9 protein-coding genes are annotated in these 7,250 nt (G+C 29.7%); 1 reads left to right on the forward strand and 8 read right to left on the reverse strand.

Features of this window, described 5'->3' with window-relative positions:
* The first annotated feature begins 1 nt into the window (after nt 1).
* Nucleotides 2-391: a DUF6165 family protein gene (locus ACTT9D_RS01650; protein WP_440930147.1), complete on the forward strand. Its 390-nt coding sequence runs from the start codon at nt 2-4 to the stop codon at nt 389-391.
* Here ACTT9D_RS01650 and ACTT9D_RS01655 read toward each other — a convergent pair.
* The 8 genes from ACTT9D_RS01655 to ACTT9D_RS01690 form a co-directional block, all read right to left on the reverse strand.
* The gene (locus tag ACTT9D_RS01655; protein WP_440930148.1) at nt 381-1,058 is read right to left on the reverse strand and encodes an ABC transporter permease; all 678 of its coding nucleotides are present in this window, start codon (nt 1,056-1,058) and stop codon (nt 381-383) included. The genes ACTT9D_RS01650 and ACTT9D_RS01655 overlap by 11 nt on opposite strands.
* The gene (locus tag ACTT9D_RS01660; RefSeq protein WP_440930149.1) at nt 1,058-1,750 is read right to left on the reverse strand and encodes an ABC transporter permease; all 693 of its coding nucleotides are present in this window, start codon (nt 1,748-1,750) and stop codon (nt 1,058-1,060) included. The genes ACTT9D_RS01655 and ACTT9D_RS01660 overlap by 1 nt, the downstream gene beginning before the upstream one ends.
* A 45-nt stretch (nt 1,751-1,795) precedes the next feature.
* Nucleotides 1,796-2,662: a transporter substrate-binding domain-containing protein gene (locus ACTT9D_RS01665; RefSeq protein WP_440930150.1), complete on the reverse strand. Its 867-nt coding sequence runs from the start codon at nt 2,660-2,662 to the stop codon at nt 1,796-1,798.
* A 63-nt stretch (nt 2,663-2,725) separates the two neighbouring features.
* Entirely contained in the window at nt 2,726-3,766 is a 1,041-nt protein-coding gene (gene speD / locus ACTT9D_RS01670; protein ID WP_440930151.1) for an adenosylmethionine decarboxylase, read from the reverse strand.
* Between the two features lie 6 nt (nt 3,767-3,772).
* Complete coding sequence (locus ACTT9D_RS01675; protein WP_440930152.1) at nt 3,773-4,438, reverse strand: class II aldolase/adducin family protein; 666 nt, start codon at nt 4,436-4,438, stop codon at nt 3,773-3,775.
* Nucleotides 4,435-5,511, reverse strand: a complete 1,077-nt coding sequence (mtnA, locus tag ACTT9D_RS01680; RefSeq protein ID WP_440930153.1) for an S-methyl-5-thioribose-1-phosphate isomerase — start codon at nt 5,509-5,511, stop codon at nt 4,435-4,437. Before mtnA ends, ACTT9D_RS01675 begins: the two co-directional genes overlap by 4 nt.
* On the reverse strand, nt 5,511-6,311 hold the full coding sequence (locus ACTT9D_RS01685) for a phytanoyl-CoA dioxygenase family protein (protein WP_440930154.1): 801 nt from the start codon (nt 6,309-6,311) through the stop codon (nt 5,511-5,513). Before ACTT9D_RS01685 ends, mtnA begins: the two co-directional genes overlap by 1 nt.
* Nucleotides 6,308-7,174 (reverse strand): S-methyl-5'-thioadenosine phosphorylase, encoded by an 867-nt coding sequence (locus ACTT9D_RS01690; protein WP_440930155.1) that lies wholly within the window; start codon nt 7,172-7,174, stop codon nt 6,308-6,310. Before ACTT9D_RS01690 ends, ACTT9D_RS01685 begins: the two co-directional genes overlap by 4 nt.
* Nucleotides 7,175-7,250: the final 76 nt, after the last annotated feature.

Below are 7,250 nucleotides of genomic sequence, written 5' to 3' on the forward strand. Positions count from 1 at the left end.
TATGAATAAAATTATAGTTGAAGTTTCAGTTGGTGAACTTTTAGATAAAATTTCTATCTTGGAAATAAAACAAGAAAAGATAAAGGACCAAGAGAAACTAAAATTTATTAATTTGGAACATAAGATTTTAAAAGATCAGTTAAATCAAAATGTTAAAACTGATAAAAAACTTGAAAATTTATTTCAATCATTGAAGGAAATAAATGCAAAATTATGGGTAATAGAAGATGATAAAAGACAGTGTGAAAAGGATAAAGATTTTGGTGAAAAATTCATTAAACTTTCAAGAGATGTTCATTTTTTAAATGACGATAGGGCTAAAATTAAATTAGAAATGAACAATTATACTGGTTCAAAAATAAAAGAAATAAAAGAATATACTAGTTATTAAAAGAATATTTTCTCTCTAAAAATTTAATAACATTGTGAACAACAAAAGTCATAAAAAGATAAATACTGCCAGCTAATATAAATACTTCAACAGGCTTAAAAGTTGTCGAAATGATGTGTTTTGCAACTCCTGTCAAATCCATAATAGTAACAGTACTTGCAAGAGATGTCCCTTTAAGCATTAAAATTATTTCATTCCCATACGCTGGGAGCGATTGTCGTATAGCAATTGGAATTTGAATTTTATAAAAAATTATTTTATTAGATATTCCTAAACTTTTTCCAGCTTCAATAACTCCTGGTTTAATTGTTTGAAAAGCTGATCTTAAAATTTCGGATGTATAAGCTCCTGTATTCAATGCAAAGGCAATTATTGCACACCAAAAAGGTTCTTTTAGAATTACCCATAAAAAAGTTGATCTAATAAATTCAATTTGACCAAGACCAAAATATATTATGTAAATTTGAACTAGTAATGGAGTTCCTCTAAATAAATATGAATATCCATATGCAAATCTATTAATAAAAATATTTTTATTTAATCTTAAGACTGCAAAAAATAATCCTATCAATAATCCAATAGCTAATGAAAATACCAAAAGCTTTACTGTAATTGCTGCTGCACCTAACATTTTTGGAAAACTAGAGATAATCAGTTCAAAATTCATTAATGACCTATACTATATTTAAGTTCTAATCTATTAATTAACTTCATACTGATGAACGTTAAAAATAAATATAAAAGAGCAGCTATTGAGTAAAAGAATAATGGATCTCTAGTTGATCCAGCTGCAATATAAGATTGTCTCATTATTTCAACTAAACCTGTTACTGAAATTAGTGATGTGTCTTTTAATGTTATTTGCCAAACATTACTTAAATTTGGAATTGCAAGCCTTAACATTTGAGGCATGATAACTTTGTAAAATTGACCAAATCTACTAATTCCTAAAACTTTTGCAGCTTCAAACTGACCTTTATCAATTGATTGAATAGCGCCTCTAAAAACTTCAGTAGAATATGCACCTGAAATAATTCCTATTGCTAAAGAACCAGTAATAAATGCATTGATTTCAATATATTCGAAATAACCAAAGATAGAGGCAACATACATAATTGCACTACTTCCACCAAAAAAGAAAAGATAAATTACTAATAACTCAGGAACACCTCTGATTACTGTTGTATAAAAATTTCCAATCAAAATTAAAGATTTATGTTTTGATAATTTTAATGGTGTAAAAACTGCTGCGAATAGAAATCCAATTAACATTGCTGTTATTGAAACAGCGATCGTCATCAAGGTTGCGTAAAATAACTCATCACCCCAACCTGTTTTTCCAAAAGCAAGAATTTCCATATCGAAAGGGCGGTTAATTAAATAACCGCCTTTTCAAAAAGACTATTACATAGAAGCGTCAAAACCAAAGTGTTTGATTGCAAGTCTGCTAATTACTCCATCTTTTCTTGCTTGATCAATTGCTTTGTTGAAAGCTTTCAAAAGCTCAGCATCTCTTTTACCCATAGCTGAATCTTCACCCATTTGAGCTGCTTGTCTTAAACCTACTCCTACACCATTTCCAAATGCACCACCTGAAAATGTTGGTCCAACTAATACAACATTTTTTCCAGATTTTTCTGCATAGTCAGAAAATGCAACCGCTGCAGCTAGCGCAACATCACATCTTCCTGAAGTTAAATCTAAATTTACCTCATCTTGTGTTTTATAAGTTCTTACATTAACGCTACCTACATCACCAGACTCTAAAAAGTTTTGGTGAATTGTTCCAGTTTGTGTACAAACTGTTTTACCCTCTAAAGCTTTAGTAATTGTTTTTAAGGCTTTTTTTGCAGCTGAGTTGGGTTTAGTTAAGTTGATACCTGCTGGAGTTTCCATACCTTCTAGGTCAGAACCTTTCATTACAGCAAGTGATGCAACTTCATCAGCATAACCTTGAGAGAATGTGATTACTTTTTTTCTTTCATCGGTAATCGACATACCTGCCATAATCGCATCATACTTTCTAAGTTGTAGAGCTGGAATCATTCCATCCCAATCTTGCTCAACAATCTCGCACTGTCTTCCTATATATCTGCAAAGAGACCAAGCCAATTCAACCTCGAAACCAATCAATTTACCTGCTTCGTTTTTTGAATTCCATGGAGGATAAGCACCTTCAGTAGCTATTTTAATTTTGTCAGTAGCATTTACATTACCTACAAATAATAAAACTGCTAAAACTGAAAAAATAGTTTTTTTGAATATATTCATTATTTACTCCTTTAATATTAATGTGAGAATTATTTCACAATTTTATAAAAGAAAAAAGTAAAATTAATGATTTATTGATGAGGAAAAATTCCAAGAACAGTCAAAACTTGGAATATATACTCTTGATAGTTTAGTATTTCCAAAATTTTCATTGAAAACATTCATCCAATTTTGAACTTGTTTTGGCTTTTTATCTTGGCTACCAACCTGTGCTGTTATAACTCCCTTTGGTTTTAAAATTCGAACCAAAGAATCCATATTTTTTGCAGCAAGATCTATACAAAATTGATCATCATTTAGATCAACAAATATATGATCGTATGTATCGTCCTCTATAGATTTAACACTTTCAAATGCATCGCCCCAAACACATTTAACAGAGTTTTTTTCTGTAGATTTTTTACCAATATCTCCAAGGTGCTTATTACAAACATCTACAACTTCAGGGTCTAATTCAAACCAATCTATAAAATTAAATTTCTTAGATATGCACTCTCTTGCAACCCCACCATCACCACCACCAATTATTGCAGCTCTCTCATTTGCTGGATTTAATTCTAAGCCAGCTCCAACAAAAGTAGAACTGTATAAATGTTCATCAGTTTCAGCTACTTGTATTTCATTATCAATAAATAATGCTTTACCAAATTGTTCTAATTCTAAGATCTCGATATGTTGACCTACTTTAGATTTAAAATCTTCTAGAACATCTTTTACGATATATGATTTTTTTAAACCAGGTGAGCTATAAATATCATTATAGAGAGAATTTGTATTTCTATCAAATTCTTTAATTGAAAGTCTTTTGTATTTAAATTCTTTTTTAATTATGTCTAAAGCAATCGAAGGACTTACTTTTCCACAAGTAAAAAAATCAAAACTCACAATCCCTTTTTCAGGAAAAGTATGAAAACTAATATGACTTTCTGCTAATAACGCTAAAATTGTAAAACCTTGTGGTTCAAATTTGTATTTTGATATATTTAAGATTGTTACTTTTGCTGCACTAGCAATATCTTTTATGACTTTTTCATATACAGAGGGATCATATTCTTTATTAGTTCCAATTATATCTACAATAATATGTTCTCCAACTTTAGTCATAATATATTATCCACTTTTATAATTTTTGACTTTATCCAAAATTTTATTCATTTCAGCTAATGATAGGTTTTTTGGCTGGCCCATCTTTAAAGCAATAACATACTGATAGCAAATATTTTCTACCTCTTGAGCAAGTTCAAAAGCTTTTGATAAATTTTCACCAAATGCAACCTGGCCATGATTTGCCATTAAGCAAGCTTTTCTATCTTTTAAGGCATTAATAATATTCATAGAAAGCTCATGTGTTCCAAATGTTGCGTAATCTGCACATTTAATATCTTCACCACCTGCTAATGCAATCATGTAATGAAATGGTGGGATAGATTTTCTGTGAGTAGATACAGCTGTTGCGTGTGGTGAATGAGCATGAACAATAGCTTTAGCTTCCCATTTATTTTTATAAATATCTTGATGAAATCTCCATTCGGAAGATGGATTTTTTCCAGAATTGAACCAAGCTAAAAAATCTTTATCCTCATCTAAAGATAAAAAAACAATATCCTCAGGCTTTAAAGTCTCATATTTTTTTCCTGATGGAGTTATAAAAAAACCTTCCTTATTATCTTCAAATCCTCTTACTGAAATATTTCCAGATCTTAAAGGCGATAAGTTTGTTTCATTTAATTTAATTGAAAACTCAATTACCAACTCTCTTTCTTTCAAGTTATTCATTTAAATAAACTTTTTAATCCTTCTGTAGATGCATCACAAACACCTTTTTCAGTAATTAGTTTTGTAACATATTTTGCAGGTGTAATATCAAACGCTAAATTCATTGATTTACTTTTATTTGGATAGATCAAAAAATTTTCAATTTCTCCTTTTGAATTTACACCATCAATATTCGAAAGCTCTTTAGAATCTCTTTCCTCAATAGGAATATCTTTTGAGTCTTTAATATTCCAATCGATAGTTGAGCTTGGCAGTGCTACATAAAATGGCACTTTATTATCATGAGCAGCTAGAGCTTTAAGGTAAGTTCCAATTTTATTACAAACATCACCATTTGATAAAGTTCTATCAGTTCCAACAATACACATGTCTACTTGATCTCTTTGCATCAAAATACCCCCAGTGTTATCTGCAATAATTGTATTGGGTATTCCCTCCTCATTTAATTCATAAGAAGTAAGATTAGCGCCTTGGTTTCTTGGTCTAGTCTCATCTACCCAAACATGTATGGGAATTCCTTTTTTATGTGCTTGATAAATCGGTGATGTAGCAGTGCCCCAATTTATTGTTGCTAGCCATCCAGCATTACAGTGAGTTAAAATATTTATTGTTTTATTTTTTGAATTATAAATCTGTTCAATAATTTCAAAACCATTTTGACCAATTTGTTGACAAAAACTAATGTCTTCTTCACATATTTTTTTTGCTTCATCTAATGCTGTATTAAAAAGATTTACAGGTTTACAAGATGAAAGTTTGTTTTTCATTCTATTGACTGCCCACTCTAAATTTATTGCAGTTGGTCTTGAATTAATTAAATTTTTTGAACATCTTTCCAAATATTCAAAATCATTATTTTTTTTCATTGCCAAAACCAACCCATAAGCAGCAGTTGCACCGATAAGTGGTGCTCCTCTAACTTCCATGACTTTAATTGCGTTTATTGCATCTTCCACAGTATTTAAATCTTTAATTATAAATTTATGGGGAAGTTTAGTTTGATCTATAATTTGAACATTTTGATTTGTCTCATTAAACCAAATTGTATTAAATTCTTTGCCTTCTATTTTCATTAATCACTCCAAATGACTGGAAACCAATCTTTTCTTAATTTTTGACCATTCTGTAAATTTATATCTTTATAAGGTGGAGATGTTTCTTCACCTCTATCAATATAACGAACATCATCTCCTATTAATCTAACCGAAAATGCTTTTCTAGGTTTATTTTCTTTATTACCTGGTGAATAATGTAATGATTTGAAATTAAATAAAATAGCATCTCCTTTAATCAATTCTTCATTAAAAATATTTTTATCATTTTCATTTATACTTGAGATCTCTATAAAATTATTATTATTTTTATACCATGATATGTTTGTGGACCATTTAGTTGGCTTAACTAATTTATCGAGCTTGTGAGATTTTTTTAAAACTTTTAAAGAATTTTCTTTTGAAACGTTTTCTAGTGGAATCCATATACTACCGGTATCGTTTCCATTAACACAGTAATATGGCAAATCCTGATGCCAGGGTGTTTCTTTTATAGTTCCTGGATCTTTAGAAAAGATATGGTCGTGAAAAATTTGTACTGAGCTAGATTTAGTTGCTTCTGCAACAATTTTAGCTGCAGGAGAGTTTAAAATAAAATCTTTAAATTCTGGAATTCTTTGCCAATTACAATAATCCTCAAAAAAACTACCACTATTTTTTTCTATAACATTTTCTCTGCCATGTTCGCTTGGATTTTTTATAACTTTTTCAAAACCTGATTGAAGTTTTTCAATCCAATTATCAAATAATCCTCTTAAAATAATTACGCCTTCATTTTGATATTCATTAATTTGATATGCATTTAAATAATCTTTTTTCACTTATTTAAAACTCTTCCAGCAACCGTATTAAGTTTTTGTATAGTTTTTTTTGTTCTTTTTTCTGGAGATGTAATTATAGCAACATCAAGACAATTATTAGTTGGATCTTTTGGATCTATATGATTTTCAAAATTATCTATTAAACATTTGATCATGTTTTTTGCTTTTTCAGCATTACCCAGTAAAACTTTAATTACTTGTTGGACATCAACATTTTCATGATCTGGATGCCAACAATCATAATCTGTTACCATAGAAACTGATGCATATCTAATCTCTGCTTCTCTTGCCAGTTTTGCTTCAGGCATATTAGTCATTCCAATCACATCGGCATTCCATGACCTGTACAAATTTGATTCTGCTAATGTAGAAAACTGAGGGCCTTCCATAACCACATAGGTTCCTCCTCTTTGATAATCAATTTTAGTTTCTTTAATTGCTTTTTCACAAGCATTCATCAATCCATTAGAGGTTGGATGTGCCATAGAAACATGAGCAACAATCTCTTCATCAAAAAAAGTTTTTTCTCTTGCAAATGTTCTGTCAATAAATTGATCAACAATTACAAATTTTCCAGGGGGTAAATCTTCTTTTAAAGATCCAACCGCTGAAACAGAAACAATATCTGTTACACCTAGTTGTTTTAAAGCATCAATATTAGCTCTAAAATTAATTTTAGTTGGAGATATAAAATGTCCTCTTCCATGACGGGGTAAAAAAAAGACCTCTTTATTATTATAACTAGTTTTTAATATCTGATCTGATGGACTGCCCCAAGGAGTATCTAAATTTATTAACTCTCTTTCTTGAAATTCCTCCACATCATATAATCCACTTCCTCCAATTATTGCTAATTTATTCATTCTTATGTTTAAAATTTAATTTATAAGTGTATTTATAGTTTAGAATGCGGATCTCGTTAGAACATATAAGATCGAT

The sequence above is a fragment of the Candidatus Pelagibacter sp. genome (genome assembly GCF_052049815.1).
Taxonomy (GTDB): Bacteria; Pseudomonadota; Alphaproteobacteria; order Pelagibacterales; family Pelagibacteraceae; genus Pelagibacter.